The sequence below is a fragment of the Janthinobacterium sp. SUN176 genome (assembly GCF_030587335.1).
Classification (GTDB): domain Bacteria; phylum Pseudomonadota; class Gammaproteobacteria; order Burkholderiales; family Burkholderiaceae_D; genus Janthinobacterium; species Janthinobacterium kumbetense.
Map to the genome: position 1 here is coordinate 2564213 of NZ_JAPWIA010000001.1, position 17781 is coordinate 2581993.

The window sequence follows — 17781 nt, forward strand, 5'->3', positions numbered from 1 at the left end:
CAAGCCTTAGCGCATCCACAGGATGCCGCTTAATAAAGCCCTCCCGCCTTGTGTGTCGCACCTGACACCGTCCCGGCGCAAAGCTTTTGTGCCGAAATTTCTTTCTAGTTGAGTCATTTCGTTTTGGTTGGCGTTGCTATTTTGCGTTCTGCTTTTTGCAAGAACGCTGATTTTCACGAAAGAAAAAGAATGACATTTGAATCCTTAGGCCTGCATCCGTCCATCCTCGCCGCTCTGACCGAATCGGGCTACACCGCGCCAACCGCGGTACAGTCGCAAGCGATTCCAGCCGCGATCGAAGGCCGTGACCTGCTGGTCTCGTCGCAGACCGGTTCGGGCAAGACCGCAGCATTCATGCTGCCGTCGCTGCACAAACTGGCCAGCGCCGAACAAAGCGCCGCCGGCAAGACGCCAAACCAGGAAATGCAAGCATCGCGCGCCCGCGGCGAGCGTCCACGCTTCAAGGCTGCCCAGCCAAAAATGCTGGTGCTGACGCCGACGCGCGAACTGGCCCTGCAAGTAACGACCAACACCGACAAGTACAGCACCGGCATCCGCCGCATCAAGGCTGTGTCGATCCTGGGCGGTATGCCTTACCCTAAACAGATGCAATTGCTGGCCAAGAATCCTGAGATTCTGGTCGCGACCCCTGGCCGTTTGATCGACCACATGGACTCGGGCAAGATCGACTTCTCGCAACTGGAAATCCTGGTGCTGGACGAAGCCGACCGCATGCTGGACATGGGTTTCATCGACGACATCGAAAAGATCGTCGAAGCGACGCCGGAAGGCCGTCAAACCATGCTGTTCTCGGCAACGCTGGATGGCGTGGTCGGCAACATGGCCCGCCGCATCACGAAAAACCCGCTGGTCATCCAGGTGGCAAGCTCGAGCAACAAGCATGAAAACATCACGCAGCGCGTCCACTTCGTCGACGACCTGTCGCACAAGAATCGCCTGCTGGACCACCTGCTGCGCGACGAAACCTTGGACCAGGCTGTTGTGTTCACCGCCACCAAGCGTGACGCCGACACCATCGCCGACCGTCTGAACATCGCCGGTTTCTCGGCTGCCGCCTTGCACGGCGACATGCATCAGGGCGCGCGTAACCGCACCCTGGACGGCATGCGCCGCGGCCAGGTCAAAGTGCTGGTTGCCACCGACGTTGCCGCCCGCGGTATCGACGTGCCAACGATCACCCACGTGTTCAACTACGATCTGCCGAAGTTCCCGGAAGACTACGTCCACCGCATCGGCCGTACCGGCCGCGCTGGCCGCAATGGCCTGGCCATCTCGCTGGTGAACCACGCTGAAGGCATGAACGTCAAGCGCATCGAACGCTTCACCAAGCAATTGATCCCGGTCAATGTCATCGAAGGTTTCGAGCCAAAGAAAACGGCATCGGCACCACGTTCGAGCGCCCGTCCAGGCGGCTGGAAACCAGGCGACAACCGTGGCGGCGCGAAGCCAGGCCAACGCACGTTCAGCAAGCCGGGCGCACCGCGTAAAGACGGCGCACCTAGCACCGGCGGCGGCTACAAGGGTTCGAACCCGCGCAGCACCGACGGCGCACGCCGCAGCTATGGCGACCGTTAATCACGGTTTGCCATTGCCTCTAGGCATGCAATGAAAAACGGCCACCAGATCGCTCTGGCGGCCGTTTTTTTATGCCCGCAACGCTTTATTTCTTCGACACTTTCTGGCGCGACAGCTTGCGCAGCTTGGCCTGCTCGAAGCGCACCTGCTGTTCCGGCGTCTCCAGCGCCAGCGGCGGCACGGCCACGGGCTTGCGGTTCGCATCCACGGCCACCATCGTGAAATAACAGCTGTTGGCGTGGCGCACCAGGCGCTGCTGGATGTTTTCCGTCACCACGCGGATACCCACTTCCATCGACGTCGTGCCCGTGTAATTGATCGAGGCCAGGAACGTCACCAGCTCGCCCACGTGGATAGGCTGCAGGAACATCACCTGGTCCACCGACAGGGTGACCACGTAGCTGCCCGAATAGCGGCTGGCGCAGGCATAGGCAACGCTGTCGAGGTATTTCAGGATGGTGCCGCCGTGCACGTTACCGGAAAAATTGGCCATATCGGGCGTCATCAAGACCGTCATCGTCAGTTCGTGGGCCGACCAGTTCATCGCGCTGTCCAAAGTGTTCTCCAAAGGGGAAATAAGAAAAAGGGGAAGGATGTGAAAACCGGCCCCAGGGGCCGGTTGCGGGACTTACAGGCCCAGGGTATCGATGTCGGCCAGCGAGTCGCGGCCCTTGTCGGAAATGTCGTGGCCCTCGCCTTCGGCGCGCGCCACGATGTGGGCTTTCTTGCCCAGGAAATAAGCCACGTCCGAGTCCAGCTTGGTCAGCGGATCGGTGGCGACGGCGCGCAGCCCCATGATGCAGCGGCGCAGGAACAGCAGTTGTTGTGCTTTCTCGGTGATGGACAAACGGCCATCGCGTGCATAGCTGAGCAGCTTCAGGCCGGACAGGCGCTTGGCATTGCGGGCAACGCAAGCGCTGGGGCGCTCGGTCTTGATGCCGCGTGCAACTTGCTCCAGCGCGTCATATTCATCGGTCGTTAATTTCTCGTTCTTCATTACTTTTCCATAAAAGGCCAGGTGTTCGGCCCCCATGGTACGCGCCCCGCTGCGCATCGGCAACAGGCAACGTGAATCTACCGCCGCCCGCCAGGCGGCCAGGCGGCGGAAACACGGGCGCGACGACCGTTATTTGTAGCTGCGCAGCAGCAGCCATGCCAGGCCGCAACCCGCCACGGCGCCCGCCAGGGCCAGCGCCACGAGGTTTTTGCTGGTGATCACAGGGCGCCGGCCCAGGTAAATTTTGTTATGCAAGGAATTGCCCACGATGGTCTCCTGTACAAGAATTTTTATGATGTCTCATTATAAGAACAGAATCGTGACGGCCGCATGACACTCGACAGTTAGAGCTTGATTTGTATCCACTCGGCAACATTTATTGGCGTTTTTGTTGTTTAAATGGCGTGGCGCTGGCGGCCACCGCGCAGTCCATTTCCGATCGGAAATAAACGCGGCGCGCATCTCCCCGTCACCGCCATGCCGGCGGTGCACCGCGCCCCGTCACTGCATTTTCACGGGCGGCGGCGGCGGCGTCGGCTCCTCGACGGGCACGGGCTCGATGTGGGGCGGCGTTTCCGGCGGCGGCGTGACGGGATCGCCTTCCGGCGGTGGCGGCATATCGGGTTCGGGCGTGCTGTGCGCACGCAACAGGGCAGGACGGAATTGGGTTTGCATGTGACCTCCTTTGCCCCACTCTAGCCGATGCGGCCAAATCCTGGCGCCCGCCAGTGGCAAGCCGCTGCGGGAACTAAACGGCGCGGCGCCACTCCAACCTAACAGGTCTCTCACCTGCGAATGCAAGCAATCCCCATGGCGCGCAAGAAAATCCTCTTTATGGCCGAGGCAGTGACCCTGGCCCACGTCGGCCGCCCCCTGAGCCTGGCCCAGGGACTCGACGAGGACAAATATGAGGTGCATTTTGCCTGCGCCGATGGCTATGACTTTTGCTTCAAGCAGGCGCCCTTTCGCCGCTGGCGCATCGACAGTATTTCATCGCTGCAATTCCTGCAGGCCTTGGCGCACGGCAAGCCCGTCTACACGGAAAGCACCCTGCACGCATATGTGGAAGACGACTTGCGCCTGCTCAATACCGTCCAGCCCGATCTCGTGATCGGCGACTTCCGCCTGTCGCTGTCCGTCAGCGCGCGCCTGCAGCGCATTCCCTACCTCACCGTCAGCAATGCCTACTGGAGTCCGTACGTGCGCCAGCACTACACGGTGCCCAGCCTGCCCCTGACCCGCCTGCTGCCCATCTGGCTGGCAGCCCCCCTGTTCCGCCTGATCCGCCCGCTGGCCTTCGCCTCGCATGCCGTGCCGCTGAACCGCGTGCGCCGCCGCCATGGCCTGCCCTCGCTGGGCAGCGACCTGCGGCGCATCTATACGGATGCGGACCGCACCCTGTACGCGGATATTCCGCAACTGTTCCCGCCGCACGCCATGCCGTCCACGCACGACTACCTGGGCCCCATCATCTGGGCGCCGCCGCTCGACTTGCCGGACTGGTGGCAGCGCCCGGAACTGAGCAGTGGACGGCCCATCATCTACGTCACCCTGGGCAGTTCCGGCCAGGGGCAATTGCTGCCGCGCGTGCTGCACGCGCTGGCGCCCCTGCCCGTCACCGTATTGGCGGCCACGGCCGGCACCGGCCGCGTCGATGCCGTGCCGCCGAATGCCCACGTCGCGCCCTTCTTGCCGGGCGACGCGGCGGCCCGGCGCGCCAGCCTGGTGATCTGCAACGGCGGCAGCCCCACCAGCCAGCAGGCGCTGACGGCCGGCGTGCCCGTCATCGGCATCGCCGGCAACCTCGACCAATTCCTCAACATGCACGGCATCGCGGGGACCGGCGCCGGCCTGCTGCTGCGCGCCGACCGCTTCCAGGAAACCGCCCTGCGCCATGCCGCCACGCGCATGCTCGACGATGGCCGGGCCAGGCTGGCGGCGCGTCAGCTGGCCACGGCCATGCGCGACTATGTGCCAGGGCAACGCTTGCTGCCCCATCTGCACGCCCTGCTGGGGCTTTCGCCGCAAGGCGGCCAGCCTTGACGGGCTGGCGTCGGCTTTTCTTACAGAGAGTCCGGCAACACCTGCAGCACGTCAACAAAAGCACGCCAAGTCCTTGATTTCAAAAGAACCTCATGCGTTGGCATGGAAGTCGCTTAAGTCTGGCCATGAGCACCTGCAGACAGGACTCAGGCAACACTTCCAGACTCACTCAACCACGAGGTGAATACAATGAAACTCTCAAAACTGAAACTGCTTCCGGCCGCGGCCGCACTGGCCATGTTGTGCGCCGCCGGTAGCGCACAGGCGGGCGCCTATGGCTACGCCTACAACAACATCTTCGGCTTGCAGATCGTCGCCGCCACGGGCTCGATCACCGCCCTGAACAGCACCACGATCTCGCGCGCCACGGCCACCTTGAATGGCGTCAGCGTCATCAATGGCGGTCCCGGCCTGCTCGACTCGCCCCGCGCCGCCATCGGCGCCGTGACCAAAGGGGAAAACAATTTCACGCAACAGGGCGCCTCGGGCAACTACTCGCGCGGCGATGCGCAGATCGTCAGCACGCAGTTTCCCTCGTTCCCGCCCGGCTCCACCTCCACGCAGGCGGTGAACGTGGCCGAGGCCCACCTGGCCGGCCCTGCCGGCACGGCCGACGCGTCCGGCCGCAACGGCTCGACCACGGGCTTTTCCGTCAACTTCGTCGTCGGTTCGCCCACGGCAACGCTGAGCTTTGACTTCTTCTCCTCGCCATTCATGCAAGTCTTCCTGCAAAGCACAGTGGGACAACTGTCCACCGCGACGGCCAACCTGGTGATGACCATTACCATCACCAACTCGACCGGTGCGACCGTCTTCAACTGGACACCCGATGGCGTCGTCGGCTCCGGCATCTTCGGTGGCACGGAAAACGCCGATGCGGCCAACCTGAACACCGGCCTGGCGACCAACTTCCTGACGCGCGGCAACCTGTTTACGTATAACCCCACCGGTTGCGGCACGCCTGGCGGCACCGGCGTGGGCACGACTTGCGGCGGCAACTTCAACGCCGTCAGCAATGCCCTCGCGGCCGGCAACTACACCTTGACCTTGAATGCGGTGGAGAGCGTGGACCTGGTCAAGCAGGCGCCGGAACCGGGCACCCTGGCGCTGCTGGGCCTGGGTCTGGCCGGCCTGGGCTATGCCAGCCGCCGCAAAGTCAGCGCCTGAACCAGGCAACAGGGGGATGCACAGGCGAGGGAGTTTCCTCGCCTTTTTCATGTGGCAAGCCTGTCGGTTTTCCTTACAACGCGGCCGACCAGGAGATGAGGATTTTCATGACTACATTTTCTTGTACCCGATTGCCCATGCTCCTGCTGAGCTTGCTATTGCTGGCCAGCAGCGGCCCTGCCGGCGCCGCCGCCTACGGCTATTCGTACACCAGCGTCTTTGGCCTGGTCATCAGCAATCCCTCCGGCTCCGTCACCCTGCTCAGCAACATCGACCTGTCGCGCACGACCGCCACGCTCAATGGCAGCAGCGTCATCAATGGCGGCAGCAACGAAATCGACGCGCCGCAGGCGAAACGCGGCGCCGTCACCAAGGGGGAAAACGACTTTACCCCGCAAGGCATGGGCAACGCCTCGTATGCGCGCGGCGAGGCGCAAATCGTCACCTCGCAAATCCCCCCCTTCCCACCGGGCTCGACCAGCACGCATACCGTGAACGCGGCAGAAACCTTCCTGACGGGCGGCGGCAGCGCGGACGCCTCGGGGCGCAACGGTTCCAGCACCGCGATGACCGTCAATTTCGTCGTCGGCCAACCGGGCGCGACCCTGGCCTTCGACTTCCAGGCCCTGCCCTTCATGCAGCTGTACCTGGACGCGCTGGCCGGCACGGGCTCGGCGGCCACGACGAATATGGCGATGACGTTCAGCATCATCGATGAACATGGCCAGATCGTCTTCAGCTGGGCGCCCGACGGCAAGCTCGGCTCCGGCATCCTGGGCGGCACCGAACTGGCCGATGCGGCCAGCCTCAACACGGGCTACGCGCAAACGCCGCTCACCAGCGGCAGCGTGTTCACCTACGATCCCAGCGGCTGCGGCGCGCCCACGGGCACGGGCGTCGGCACGACGTGCGGCGGGCAGTACGGCGCCGTCACGGACAGACTGGCGGCCGGCAGCTACACGCTGGTGTTGAATATGCTGAACAGTTCCGAACTGGCCTACGTGCCAGGCGTCACGCCAATGGCGCTGCCGGGCACCTTGCCGTTGCTGGCGGCTGGCCTGCTGGCGCTGGCCGGCCTGACGCCCCGGCGGCGGCGCTGACGAGACCGCCAGGCGCGCGCACGGCGTCACGCGCGCCTCACTGGCCCGCCGTTGGCGCCACCAGCAAGTCTTGCAGCGGACGGCGCAGCGAGCGCGCACTGGCCGCAGGGCCGGCGCCTATGCGCCCGAGAAACACGGCCCGATCCAACGCGGCCGCCCCCAGCACGGCCTGGCAGCGCACGGCCAGTGCCTGCGCCAGCTCCTGCAGGCCATCGGTGCGCGAAAAGGCGCGCCGTTCGCGCACATAGCGGGCGAAGATCAGCGGCGTCAGTTCCGGCTGCAATTGCAGGCCCAGTTGCGTGGCCGTCAGCCAGAAGCGTTGCATGGCGCGCCCGGCCGCCACGTAATCGTCGATGTGGCGCGGCGACGCGTCAGCCAGCAGCACGAAATGGGCGGCGCAATACAGGCCCGGCAGCAAGTCCATCTGCAGGCGCGGCGCGACGGTGCCCGCCAGCCAGGTATTGAAGAACTCCACGCGGCGCCAGCTGTGCATGACCCAGCGCATCAGGCGCGCCGTCATCGCGTCGACGCCCAGCGCCTGCTCCGGGATGCGGTCGGTGCTGTAGCGCGCACCCCACTCGATCACGTCGCGGTGCACCTTGTGCGCTTCCGGCATGGTCAGGCGCAGCTTCGCATTGTCGAACATCAGCCGCGCGCAGGCGAGGCGCGCGCGCCTGCCTTCGAACCACTGCACGCCGTAGCCGGACGGTAAGCTGGCCGCCAGCGCCGCCTTTTCGCTGGCGCGCAAGCTGCGCGTGCTGAGCCGGCGCCGCTGCACGCTGCGCTGCGGCAAGAAGGCCGCCAGCGGATCGGGCGGCATGCCGGGGCTGTCAACCAGGCGCACATCGAAGGTAGGCAGGGTGTCGGGCATGGACAGGCGCCGGCGCGCTTCCATGCGCAAGCCGTGGCTGCTGGCCGCCAGAGCCATGCTTTCGAGCAAGGCGCCCAGCGACAGCTGACTGGGATGGCCGTCGAGGTCGTACACGCAATGGCTGCGCGTATCGAAACCGTGCACGACGACATGGCGCGGCGCCACGACTTCAAAGCGCCACGGCTGCGTGTTGTCGCCGCTGGGCGCCCAGCGCGCCTGCTCGAGAATGTTTTCCAGCACGGGATCGATCTGCGGTGCTTGCGCCATTTATGCCCCCTGTGCAGCGCGGCGCCGCTGGATGATGGCCATCGTCAGGCGCTGCAACGGATGACGGTGGCCGCCAGGACGCCAGGTATGCACGAGCTTGTTGCGGTAGGCGTCGAAATGCATGCCGTGCGGCGCCGCCATCACCTTGCCCCGCTTCAACAGGATCTTCAAGGCTTCCGTGGCGGCCGCGCCCGCGCACAGCTGGCAGCCCATGATGGTCGACGGCCCGCGCCGCTCCTTCAGGTTGATGGCCGACGGGTCGACCAGGTAGCGAGCATGCAAGCCGGCCGGCGCCAGCCCGACGAGAAAACGCAGGGCTTTTTCTTCCTCGGGCAAGTCGCCCCAGCCAAAATATTCTTCGAACGTCATGCCGCCCGGCAGGAAGCTGAGCACGGCCGTGCCCATGCCCAGCGGCGCGGCCGTGATGGCGGGAATGCCCAGGCGGGCGCAAGTGGCGAAGGTGGCCTGGCGCGCGGGAAAGGCGAAGAAATCCAGGCCGTCCACATACAGGTCGACACCGGCGAAGAACTCGGCCAGGTTGCTGTCGTGTATGCCGTCTGGAAATTGTTTAATATCAAGTTCGGGATTGATATCACGCGCCATCTGCGCCAAGACCGCCACCTTGGGCTGGCCCAGGGTGGACACCATGGCGCCGGCCTGGCGGTTGAAATTGGCGATATCGAAGGTGTCGAAATCGGCGATGTGAAAGGCGCCGATGCCCAGCCGGGCCAGGGTCAGCAAGTGCACGCCGCCCACGCCGCCCATGCCGGCGATGGCCACGCGCTTGCCGCGCAAGCTGTCCTGCTCCGCTTGCGTGACCCAGCCCAGGTTGCGGGCGAACGCCGCGTGATACGAAAAACCGTCTGTCATGCTCACCTCTTCTGTGCATCCCTTGCGGACGAAGAAAGTTGGACAGGTGAGCCGGGGTTAAGTTCCCCAATGACAGAAAAAAGCGCTTAGCGCGTCAGGCGCCGCGCCGCAGGCACGCTGCGCTGTAGTGCTGCCGCCGCCGGCGCCGCTGCGCCCACCTTGAACACGCTGACGATCTGCGCCAACCCCGCCGCCTGCTCGTTCATCGCTTGCGCCGCCGCCGACGCCTGCTCGACGAGGGCCGAGTTTTGCTGCGTCATGTTGTCCATCTCGACGATGGCCTGGTTGATCTGTTCGATGCCGGCGCTTTGCTCGGCGCTGGCCGAGGAAATCTCGGCCACGATATCGGTCACATGCTGCACGCTGGAAACAACTTTTTCCATCGTCTCGCCCGCCAGCGCCACCAGTTTTTCACCGGCGCCCACTTGCTCGGCGGAACTGTCGATCAGCTGCTTGATTTCCTTGGCGGCCGCGGCCGAGCGCTGCGCCAGGTTGCGCACCTCGCTGGCGACGACGGCGAAACCACGGCCCTGCTCGCCCGCGCGCGCCGCTTCCACGGCCGCATTCAGGGCCAGGATATTCGTCTGGAAGGCGATGCCGTCGATGACGGCGATGATGTCGCCGATCTTCTTCGACGAGGCATTGATGGCGCCCATGGTGTCGACCACCTGGCTCACCACGCCGCCCGCCTGGCTCGCCACTTGCGAGGCAGAAATGGCCAGCTGGTTGGCCTGGCGCGCATTGTCCGCATTCTGGCGCACGGTCGAGGTCATTTCTTCCATGGTCGACGCCGTTTCTTCCAGCGAACCCGCCTGCTGCTCCGTGCGCGCCGACAGGTCGTGGTTGCCGGAAGCGATCTCGCCCGATGCCGTGGAAATGGATTCCGCATCGTTGCGCACCTGGCTCACCAGGTGCGCCAGGTTATCGCGCATGGCCTTGATCGCCATCAACAGACTGGATGTATCGCCGGGACGCGTATCGATCTGCGTCGTCAGGTCGCCCTGGGCGATTTGCGCCACGATGGCCGCTGCATAGTCGGGTTCGCCACCGAGCTGGCCCAGGATGCGGCGCAGCATCAGGGCCGCCAGGGCGCCCACCACCAGCATCAGCGCGCCGCCGATGGCCAGTAGCACGCCCGCCTGGGCCCAGAACTTGTGGTTGATGTCATCGATATACGTGCCCGTGCCGATCAGCCAATCCCACGGCGCAAATTTCACCACGGCATACATTTTTGCCACCGGGTCCTTCACGCCGGGACGCGTGCCATCCGCCTGCACCAGGCCGATGCGGCTGGTAGCGAGGGCCACGCGGTAGCGGTCGCCCGACTGCTTCATGTTCTTTTGCGGCGTGCCGATGCGCGCAGGATTGGGGTGGACGTACAGCAAGTCCGTGCTGAAATCGCGCACGAAATAATACATCTCGTCCTTGACGAAGCTGCCGATGGCCAGCTTGGCCTGCTGCTGGGCCTGCTCACGCGTGAGCTTGCCCGACTGTTCCAGCGCATACGCCTTTTCCACCGAGGCATTGGCCAATTCCACCAGCACCGTCAATTGCTCGACCCTTTCCGCCATCATGGTCTGGCGCAGCGAATACAGGGAGAAGGAAGCGATGAGGACGATGCCCAGCAAGGTACTGAAACACAGGAGGAGAATGCGCGAACGGAGAGTCATGGGAGCCTGGGTAAAGAATAAAATGTGGAATTATAAATAATTTCCATGTGGAAATCTTTTCAGAAAAGCAAAGCGGGCGGCGCTACCAGGCTGATGCCCGGCAGGCACCGCCCGCATATGTCTTGCTGAAGTCTGACTGACAGGTCAGGCCAAGGCTTCCTTGGCCGCCTCTTCCGGCGTCAAGCCGTCGTAGAACTGGTCGGTGAACCACTCGACCTGCTCTTCGATATGGTCCTGCGCCTGCGCCACGGTGGCGCCGCCGGCCACGAGGAAGCCTTCGACCTCGATACACCAGTTGATCAATTCCAGGGTTTCCGGATCGAGTTCTTCTTTCTTAGCCATCGTACAGTCCTTGCTTGTTAAATTGCGATCACATCCATCAGCGGCAGTTTAACAGCTTCGCCACCTTGCCGCTCCCGCAGTTCAACAATGAAGCTTACTTGGCTGCAACGTTCTTGCGTTCCGGATACAGGACTACCTGTACATAATTGTGCATGTCCAGGTAGCGCTGCGCCGCCAGTTTGACGGCTTGCGGCGTGAGGGCCCGCACGCGCTGCTCGTAGCGCAGCAGGTACGCGGGATCGCGGCCCTGCGTTACCGAACCCATCAGTTGGTTCATCCAGTAATTATTTTCCCGCAAGGATTTCTGCTGGCGCGTGATCCAGTTCAGCTTGACCTTTTCCAGGTCCGCCGCGGATGGCCCGTCCGTCTTCATCTTGTTGATTTCGGCAAACGCGGCGGCGATCACCTTGTCCACGTTTTCCGGTCCCGTCGGCAAGTTCAGGGCCACGGAATAATGGCCATACGGATGCTGGCCCATGGACGTCTCGAAGCCGCCGCCATAGATCATGCTCATCTTTTCGCGCAGCACTTCGATGACTTTCAGGTTCAGCACCTCGCCCAGCGCCTGCAAGGTCAGCTTTTGCTCGTCCGAATACGCCACGTCGCCATTGAAGGTGATGGAAATCGTGCTCTTCGGCTCGCTGCCCATGTAGATATCCTTCTTGACCACGCCCGTCACCGGGCGCATGCCCACGTCGCGGTAGGCGTGCGGCACCTCGGCCACGGGCAAGGTGCCCAGGTAGCTGGCGATCAGCGGCTTGATCTTGTCGAGCTCGAAGCTGCCCGCGAAGATGAAGGTCATGTCGCGCGCGCTGGAAAAGCGCTGGCGGAAGATGTCCAGCGAGCGGTCCAGGCCCACCTTGTCGAAATCGGCCACGCGCGGCACGCCATCGACGCGCGGGTTGTCGCCATACATGGCGTGCTGGATGGCATCGTAAAACGCGGCTTCCGGCTGCGCCATGCTGTTTTTCGCCAGGTCCTGCTGCTTGCCGATGAAGGATTGGTACAGGCCCGCATCCTTGCGCACGTCGTGGAAATACAAATACACCAATTGCAGCATGGCTTCCACGTCGGCGCTGCTGGCCGAGCCGCCGAAGCCTTCGCTCAGCTCGCCCAGCGAAGCGCCCACGTTGACCGTCTTGCCGGCCAACACCTTTTGCAAGTCCAGCGGCGCCAGGTCTTTCAAGCCCATGCTGCCGACCACGGCGCTGGCGTAGCGGGCGTTGTAGATGTCGGCGTCGCCGAACAGCGACTGGCCGCCGAAGCGGGTCGAGCCCATCAGCACCTGGTCATTCTTGAAGTCAGTCGGTTTGAGCAGCACGCGCACGCCATTGCCCAGGGTCAGTTCCGTCACGCCGATGGCGCTGTTCAACTTTTCCGCGACGATGCTGCCGCCGGCCGGCGGGCCATCCATCAGCTTGCTGGCGAGCACTTTTTCCGTGCGCGGCTCGATGGTCTGCTGCTCGGCCTTCGCCACGGCGTCGAGCAATTGCTGCTGCGTCGGCACCACCGAGGCCGCATCGCCCGCTTTCGGCTCGGCGCCCATGAAGACCACCAGTTTCTTTTGCTGGTCGGGAATCACCTTGGCCACCGTCTCGTTGATTTCCTGCAAAGTTACCTGCGGCAAGAGTTCCTGCGCATACAGCAATTCATTGGCGATGCCGGGGATGGCTTCCTGCTCCAGGAAGTTGCGCGAATACTCGGCCACGAAACCGCTCGAATCGGACTTGTCGCGTTCGCTGTACGCACGCTCGTAATTGCGCAGCATGTTCTTGCGCGCGCGGTCCAGCTCATCCTGGCTGAAACCGAAGCGGCGCGCCCGCTCATCTTCCTGCACCAGCGCATCGACGGCCGGCTGCACGCCGCCCTTACCCAGCAAGGCATACGCGCTGAACGATTCATAGCCGCGCACCAGCTTGCCCATGCTGCTGCCGCCCTGGATGAACGGCGGGTTCGCCTGCTGCGTCAATTCCTGCATGCGCGCGCTGAGCATTTGCCCGTACAGGTTTTCGATCATCTGGCGGCGGTAGTCGGCAATCGTGACGGGCTCCTGCGCGGCGCGGATCGGGTAGCGGATGAAGACCGCGTCGTCCGGCGCTTCCTTGTCCGTGATCACCAGCGCTTCCGTTTGCGCCCGCTGCGGCACTTCCGCATACAGGCGCGGACGCGGTTTCGCCGGGTTCTTCAGCTTGCCGAAATGCTGCTGGATCAGTTTTTCAGCCTGTTTCGGCTCCACGTCGCCCACCACCACCACGGCCATCAGGTCGGGACGATACCAATCCTTGTAGAAACGCTTGATGGCTTCCGGCTTGAACGTTTTCAAGACGGATTCCTTGCCGATCGGCATGCGTTCCGCATAGCGCGAACCGTTCAGCAGCTTCGGATACAGGACCTTGTTCATGCGGTCGCTGGCGCCCTTGCCCAGGCGCGCCTCTTCCAGCACGATGCCGCGCTCGCTGTTGATGTCGGCCGGATTGAATTTCAAGCCATGCGCCCAGTCTTCCAGCACGAGAAAACCCTTTTCCAGGTTTTCCTTCTTGTTCGTCGGAATCGGCAGCACGTACACGGTTTCATCGAAACTCGTGTAGGCGTTCAAGTCGGCGCCGAACTTCACGCCGATCGATTGCAAATAGGAAATCAGTTCATTGCGCTTGAAATGCGTGGAACCATTGAAGGCCATGTGTTCCGTGAAGTGGGCCAGGCCTTGCTGGTCGTCATCTTCCAGGATGGAACCGGCTTTCACCACCAGGCGCAATTCCACTTTTTGCGCGGGACGGGCATTTTTCTTGATGTAATAGGTCAAGCCGTTCGGCAATTTTCCAACGGTCACTTCTGGTGCCAGCGGCAAGGGATCGCTCAAACGGATTTCTGCCTGGGCCATGCAGGCGCACGCCAGCAAGACGGCGCCCGAGATCAGGCGTAATTTACTCAGCTTCATGTATTCTCAACGGTAAGATTCAGTAGGCATACCTTACACTGAAATCCTGTTTCCGCCATTAAAAACAGCTTAGGAAAAACTGCTTTTCCCAGGCAACTTTGTCGAATGACAAACTCAACAGTGCCCTGCCATCTTTTTTCAATTGTGCTAAAGTGTTGCCGCCGGTCATGTGGACCGGCACAACGACGTCTTCGGGGCGGGGTGCGATTCCCCACCGGCGGTAAGACCGGCAACGGTCAAGCCCGCGAGCGCTTTCCAGGCACCGCTTGGCGAGGTCAGCAGATCTGGTGTGACTCCAGAGCCGACGGTATAGTCCGGATGAAAGAAGATGTGCAGTAGTGTGATGTCCCATCGCCACGGCGATGCGGCCAGTTGCGTCTATTCGCTTGCCCTGCAGCGTTTTTCGCCTATGCGAGGAGCGTTTCACCATGTTAGTCAACAGCTATACCCTGCTTTCCAACGACCTGGAAGGTCGCATCCAATCCGCCCTGGCCGCCATGCGCGCCGGCATTCCCGTCATCCTGCTCGACGATTTCGACCGTGAAAACGAAGCCGATCTGATCCTGTCGGCCGAGAAATTGACGAACGAAACCATGGCCCTGCTGATCCGCGAATGCAGCGGCATCGTCTGCCTGTGCCTGCCGACGGACGTCGTCAGCGCGCTGGAATTGCCGCCCATGTCGTCCGACAACGGCAGCCGCTACGGCACGCCGTTCACCGTCTCCATCGAGGCGCGCGACGGCGTCACGACGGGCGTGTCGGCCGCCGACCGCGTGACCACCATCCGCGCGGCCATCGCGCCGAACGCCAAGCCCGCCGACCTGGTGCGCCCTGGCCACGTTTTCCCCCTGCGCGCCGCGCCCGGTGGCGTGCTCGAGCGCCGTGGCCACACGGAAGGCTCCGTCGACCTGTCGCGCATGGCGGGCCTGAACCCGGCCGCCGTGCTGTGCGAACTGATGAACCCGGACGGCACCATGATGCGCGGCGACGATATCGAGCGCTTCGCCGAACTGCACGGCATGCCGATCCTGACCATCGAAGAACTGGTGGAGTGGCGCAGCACGCGCGGGCAATAATCCGTCAAGCCAATCTTCAGGCGGCCACGGCCTTCGGCAAATGCACGTGGCGGTAGACGAGGCCCGCCGCCAGGCCATACGCGACGGCGATCGTCGCGTAGGCCAGCGGCAGGCGCAGCGACCAGTCCGGCACCATGTGCAGGATACTGCCGATCAGGGCCACGCCCACCAGCGCGCCGATTTGCCGGTTCGCATTCAAGGCCGCCGCCGCGCTGTTCGCATGCTGCTTGCCGGCCACCCGCATCACGGTGGCCGTCATGGCGGGAATGGCGATGCCGACGGCCACATTCATCACGGCCGTGCCCAGCGCCAGCAGGAAATAGGGCGTGCCGGGACGCAAGGCCATCAGCAGCAAAGCCATGCCAGCGCCTACCAGCAAGCCTAGCAGCATGGGCAAGCGCGTGCCATGACGCGCCGCAATACTTCCCGCCATAAAGTTTCCCACCGTATAGGCCGCCATCATGGGCAGCAGGCGCAAGCCCGACTGCAAGGCATCGGCGCCGCCCGACTGCTGCAGAAACAAGCTCAACAAGAACAGCTGGCCGAACACGCAGAAATTGATCAGGAAACCCACGCCATTGGCCGCGCCGAAGCTGCTGCTGTGAAACAGTGCGCGCGGCAACAGCGGGTGGCTGCCGCTGCGCTCGCGCCGCAGCAATTGCCCGGCGGACAGCACCGTCAAGGCCCCCGCCGCCAGCACGCCCGGCGACAGCCAGCCCAGCACGGGACCTTCGATCAGCACGAAACTCAGGCCCGCCAGCGCCGCCACGCCCAGCGCATGGCTGAACAGCGATAGATCGCGCGGCTGGCGCGCCGGCGCGGCCAGCAACAGCTGCGCCATGACGATGGCCAGCACACCCAGCGGCACGTTGACCCAGAACACGCTGCGCCAGCCGAACTGGTGCACGAGGATGCCGCCGATCAAGGGGCCGGACGCGCCGGCCACGCCCACCAGCGCCGACCAGGCGCCCAGCATGCGCGTGCGTTCGCGCTCGTCTTCAAAGCTGTGCGTCAACAGGCTGAGCGAACTGGGCATGAACAGGGCCGCGCCCGCGCCCTGCAGCAGGCGCGCGGCCGTCAGGAAATGCCCGTCGGGCGCGGCGCCGCACAGCACCGAACCGAGAATGAAGACGCCCAGGCCGCCCTGGTACACGGCTTTCGGCCCGTAGCGGTCGGCCAGCGCGCCGCCGGCCAGCAGCAGCGCGGCAAACGTCAGGGTGTAGCCGTCGACCACCCACACCAGGCCCGTCAGCGGTATGGCCAGGTCCAGCGCGATATCGGACAGCGCCACGTTGACGGCCGTGACGTCGAGCATGGCCATGACGAAGCCGAACGCCAGGGTCAGCAGGAGTGGTGTGGGGGCAGGCATGGTATTTCCTTGCAGGGACGGGGGGGCAGTCATTATGCGAGTGTTGAAGAATGCAGTAAACAGGCATAAAATCAGCACCGTGATTCAAAAATGCATCACGATAACGACAGGGGAACACATCATGGATTGGGCTTATGGACTGGGATAACGCGCGCATCTTTCTGGCCATCGGCCGGGCCGGCACCCTGCGCGGTGCGGCCGCCCTGCTGCGCATCGACCAGGCCACGTGCGGGCGCCGCCTGGCCGCGCTGGAAAGCTCGCTGGGCGCCACCCTGTTCCTGCGCACGCCGTCCGGCTACGTGCCCACGCCGGCCGGCGTGCTGGCCCTGAACGCGGCCGAAGCGATGGAACGGGCGGCCGACAAGCTGCAACGCGAGATGCAGGGCGTCGACAACCGCCTGTCCGGCCTGGTGCGCGTGGCCACCACGGACACCATGGCCAGCCATTTCGTCATCCGCGCCATGCAGCGGCTGCACGCGGCGCACCCGGACATCCGCATCGTGCTGCACGTGGCGCCGCAGCTGGCCAGCCTGACGCGGCGCGAAGCGGACCTGGCTGTGCGCGCCGTGCGCCCCACCGACCCGGACCTGATCTCGCGCCACCTGGTCAAGCGCAGCCTGGGCCTGTATGCGTCAACAAGCTACCTGGCGCAGCGGGGCGAACCCGTGCGCGGCACGGCGCTGGCCGGACACGACATCGTCATCTACCACCATTCCGTGGCGCCCCGTCACGCGGAAAAACTGGCCGGCGAATCCGTCGCCAACGCCCGGGTGGCCATGGAAGTGAACTCGGCGGCGATGCTGCAGGAAGCCACGCGCGCGGGCCTGGGCGTGGCCGAACTGGCCACGCACCTGGGCGATATCGACCCGCTGCTCGTGCGCATCTGGCCCGAGCGGGCGGAAAGCTACGACGTGTGGCTCGTCATGCATGCCGACCTGAACCGCTCTGCCCGCGTGCGCGCAGCGGCCGATGCCATCATCGCCAGCGTGGCCACCGCCAGCACCGCATGACAGCCACGCACAATAGTGCTGAGAAGAAACTTTCTTTTTGATAAGTCTGATAGAATCCGCAACCCCGCCGGGCACAGCCACCGCCACGCCGCCGCGGGTTCCCTCAATCCACTGGAGAATTTTTATGCTTATCTGGCAAGGCTTCGGCATACTCGCCCCCCTGATCTGTTTCATCGTCGTAGTGGCTGCGCAAGCGCTGTTTGGCGCCACCCTGGGCGAGGAATACACGAAGAGCCACGCATGGACCCTGGCCCTGGCCTTCCTGCTGGCAGCCGCCGCCAGCTGGTATGCGGGCGTGCGCCTGAATAACGCGCCAGGACGCGAACTGATCGACCCGGCCACGCAGGAAAGAGTCATCCTGCGCAAGCGCCACACCCTGTTCTGGATTCCGATGCAATACATCGCCGTGCTGATGGTCGTGATGGCCGGCTTCGCCCTGTTCGGATAGCCGCGCACGCTAGCCGT

The 17781-nt window shown here is 63.8% G+C and carries 17 protein-coding genes and 1 riboswitch; of the genes, 7 read left to right on the plus strand and 10 right to left on the minus strand.

Features of this window, described 5'->3' with window-relative positions:
* Positions 1-189 precede the first annotated feature (189 nt).
* Positions 190-1596: a DEAD/DEAH box helicase gene (locus O3299_RS11555; RefSeq protein WP_071322891.1), complete on the plus strand. Its 1407-nt coding sequence runs from the start codon at positions 190-192 to the stop codon at positions 1594-1596.
* A gap of 85 nt (positions 1597-1681) precedes the next feature.
* Here the strand turns inward: O3299_RS11555 and O3299_RS11560 are convergent, their stop codons facing one another.
* From O3299_RS11560 to O3299_RS11575, 4 genes are all read right to left on the minus strand, one after another.
* On the minus strand, positions 1682-2140 hold the full coding sequence (locus O3299_RS11560; protein ID WP_071326331.1) for an acyl-CoA thioesterase: 459 nt from the start codon (positions 2138-2140) through the stop codon (positions 1682-1684).
* A gap of 84 nt (positions 2141-2224) precedes the next feature.
* Positions 2225-2593, minus strand: a complete 369-nt coding sequence (locus O3299_RS11565) for a hypothetical protein (RefSeq protein ID WP_099667251.1) — start codon at positions 2591-2593, stop codon at positions 2225-2227.
* Positions 2594-2722: 129 nt separating this feature from the next.
* The gene (locus O3299_RS11570) at positions 2723-2848 is read right to left on the minus strand and encodes a hypothetical protein (RefSeq protein ID WP_257218939.1); all 126 of its coding nucleotides are present in this window, start codon (positions 2846-2848) and stop codon (positions 2723-2725) included.
* Between the two features lie 246 nt (positions 2849-3094).
* A complete protein-coding gene (locus O3299_RS11575) occupies positions 3095-3268 on the minus strand; it encodes a hypothetical protein (RefSeq protein ID WP_162835752.1) in 174 nt (57 codons plus the stop codon).
* A 135-nt stretch (positions 3269-3403) separates the two neighbouring features.
* Here O3299_RS11575 and O3299_RS11580 point away from each other — a divergent pair, with 135 nt between their 5' ends.
* The 3 genes from O3299_RS11580 (at position 3404) to O3299_RS11590 (ending at position 6903) form a co-directional block, all read left to right on the plus strand.
* The gene (locus tag O3299_RS11580) at positions 3404-4636 is read left to right on the plus strand and encodes a glycosyltransferase (protein ID WP_305062363.1); all 1233 of its coding nucleotides are present in this window, start codon (positions 3404-3406) and stop codon (positions 4634-4636) included.
* A 189-nt stretch (positions 4637-4825) separates the two neighbouring features.
* Entirely contained in the window at positions 4826-5803 is a 978-nt protein-coding gene (locus O3299_RS11585; RefSeq protein WP_099667249.1) for an EDSAP-1 family PEP-CTERM protein, read from the plus strand.
* A 107-nt stretch (positions 5804-5910) separates the two neighbouring features.
* Positions 5911-6903 carry an EDSAP-1 family PEP-CTERM protein gene (locus O3299_RS11590; protein WP_305062364.1) on the plus strand — a complete coding sequence of 331 codons (993 nt, stop codon included), beginning with the start codon at positions 5911-5913 and terminating at the stop codon, positions 6901-6903.
* A gap of 37 nt (positions 6904-6940) precedes the next feature.
* Here O3299_RS11590 and O3299_RS11595 read toward each other — a convergent pair whose 3' ends face one another.
* The 5 genes from O3299_RS11595 to O3299_RS11615 all read right to left on the minus strand — a co-directional run bounded on the left by O3299_RS11595 (position 6941) and on the right by O3299_RS11615 (position 13861).
* Positions 6941-8041 carry a nitroreductase family protein gene (locus O3299_RS11595; protein ID WP_305052657.1) on the minus strand — a complete coding sequence of 367 codons (1101 nt, stop codon included), beginning with the start codon at positions 8039-8041 and terminating at the stop codon, positions 6941-6943.
* A complete protein-coding gene (locus O3299_RS11600; RefSeq protein WP_099667246.1) occupies positions 8042-8911 on the minus strand; it encodes a ThiF family adenylyltransferase in 870 nt (289 codons plus the stop codon). It lies immediately after the preceding gene.
* Between the two features lie 86 nt (positions 8912-8997).
* Positions 8998-10581 carry a methyl-accepting chemotaxis protein gene (locus O3299_RS11605; protein ID WP_099667245.1) on the minus strand — a complete coding sequence of 528 codons (1584 nt, stop codon included), beginning with the start codon at positions 10579-10581 and terminating at the stop codon, positions 8998-9000.
* 144 nt (positions 10582-10725) lie between these two features.
* The gene (locus tag O3299_RS11610) at positions 10726-10923 is read right to left on the minus strand and encodes a hypothetical protein (RefSeq protein WP_010399555.1); all 198 of its coding nucleotides are present in this window, start codon (positions 10921-10923) and stop codon (positions 10726-10728) included.
* Between the two features lie 94 nt (positions 10924-11017).
* Positions 11018-13861, minus strand: coding sequence for a pitrilysin family protein (locus O3299_RS11615; protein WP_305062365.1), 2844 nt, complete (start codon positions 13859-13861; stop codon positions 11018-11020).
* A gap of 183 nt (positions 13862-14044) precedes the next feature.
* Positions 14045-14195, plus strand: a riboswitch (FMN riboswitch).
* A gap of 94 nt (positions 14196-14289) precedes the next feature.
* On the opposite strand from O3299_RS11615, the gene ribB reads away from it, so the two are divergent.
* On the plus strand, positions 14290-14937 hold the full coding sequence (gene ribB, locus O3299_RS11620; RefSeq protein ID WP_099667243.1) for a 3,4-dihydroxy-2-butanone-4-phosphate synthase: 648 nt from the start codon (positions 14290-14292) through the stop codon (positions 14935-14937).
* A gap of 16 nt (positions 14938-14953) precedes the next feature.
* Here ribB and O3299_RS11625 read toward each other — a convergent pair whose 3' ends face one another.
* The gene (locus O3299_RS11625; protein ID WP_305062366.1) at positions 14954-16306 is read right to left on the minus strand and encodes an MFS transporter; all 1353 of its coding nucleotides are present in this window, start codon (positions 16304-16306) and stop codon (positions 14954-14956) included.
* Between the two features lie 134 nt (positions 16307-16440).
* On the opposite strand from O3299_RS11625, the gene O3299_RS11630 reads away from it, so the two are divergent.
* Positions 16441-17316 carry a LysR family transcriptional regulator gene (locus O3299_RS11630; RefSeq protein WP_305062367.1) on the plus strand — a complete coding sequence of 292 codons (876 nt, stop codon included), beginning with the start codon at positions 16441-16443 and terminating at the stop codon, positions 17314-17316.
* Between the two features lie 124 nt (positions 17317-17440).
* On the plus strand, positions 17441-17764 hold the full coding sequence (locus O3299_RS11635; RefSeq protein ID WP_099667240.1) for a hypothetical protein: 324 nt from the start codon (positions 17441-17443) through the stop codon (positions 17762-17764).
* The last annotated feature ends 17 nt before the right edge of the window (positions 17765-17781 follow it).

Excerpts from the sequence above, each read along its gene's own strand:
- O3299_RS11555 (WP_071322891.1), top strand. The coding sequence starts at position 190 with ATGACATTTGAATCCTTAGGCCTGCATCCGTCCATCCTCGCCGCTCTG.
- O3299_RS11560 (WP_071326331.1), bottom strand. The coding sequence starts at position 2,140 with ATGAACTGGTCGGCCCACGAACTGACGATGACGGTCTTGATGACGCCC.
- O3299_RS11565 (WP_099667251.1), bottom strand. The coding sequence starts at position 2,593 with ATGAAGAACGAGAAATTAACGACCGATGAATATGACGCGCTGGAGCAA.
- O3299_RS11575 (WP_162835752.1), bottom strand. The coding sequence starts at position 3,268 with ATGCAAACCCAATTCCGTCCTGCCCTGTTGCGTGCGCACAGCACGCCC.
- O3299_RS11580 (WP_305062363.1), top strand. The coding sequence starts at position 3,404 with ATGGCGCGCAAGAAAATCCTCTTTATGGCCGAGGCAGTGACCCTGGCC.
- O3299_RS11585 (WP_099667249.1), top strand. The coding sequence starts at position 4,826 with ATGAAACTCTCAAAACTGAAACTGCTTCCGGCCGCGGCCGCACTGGCC.
- O3299_RS11590 (WP_305062364.1), top strand. The coding sequence starts at position 5,911 with ATGACTACATTTTCTTGTACCCGATTGCCCATGCTCCTGCTGAGCTTG.
- O3299_RS11595 (WP_305052657.1), bottom strand. The coding sequence starts at position 8,041 with ATGGCGCAAGCACCGCAGATCGATCCCGTGCTGGAAAACATTCTCGAG.
- O3299_RS11600 (WP_099667246.1), bottom strand. The coding sequence starts at position 8,911 with ATGACAGACGGTTTTTCGTATCACGCGGCGTTCGCCCGCAACCTGGGC.
- O3299_RS11605 (WP_099667245.1), bottom strand. The coding sequence starts at position 10,581 with ATGACTCTCCGTTCGCGCATTCTCCTCCTGTGTTTCAGTACCTTGCTG.
- O3299_RS11610 (WP_010399555.1), bottom strand. The coding sequence starts at position 10,923 with ATGGCTAAGAAAGAAGAACTCGATCCGGAAACCCTGGAATTGATCAAC.
- O3299_RS11615 (WP_305062365.1), bottom strand. The coding sequence starts at position 13,861 with ATGAAGCTGAGTAAATTACGCCTGATCTCGGGCGCCGTCTTGCTGGCG.
- ribB (WP_099667243.1), top strand. The coding sequence starts at position 14,290 with ATGTTAGTCAACAGCTATACCCTGCTTTCCAACGACCTGGAAGGTCGC.
- O3299_RS11625 (WP_305062366.1), bottom strand. The coding sequence starts at position 16,306 with ATGCCTGCCCCCACACCACTCCTGCTGACCCTGGCGTTCGGCTTCGTC.
- O3299_RS11630 (WP_305062367.1), top strand. The coding sequence starts at position 16,441 with ATGGACTGGGATAACGCGCGCATCTTTCTGGCCATCGGCCGGGCCGGC.
- O3299_RS11635 (WP_099667240.1), top strand. The coding sequence starts at position 17,441 with ATGCTTATCTGGCAAGGCTTCGGCATACTCGCCCCCCTGATCTGTTTC.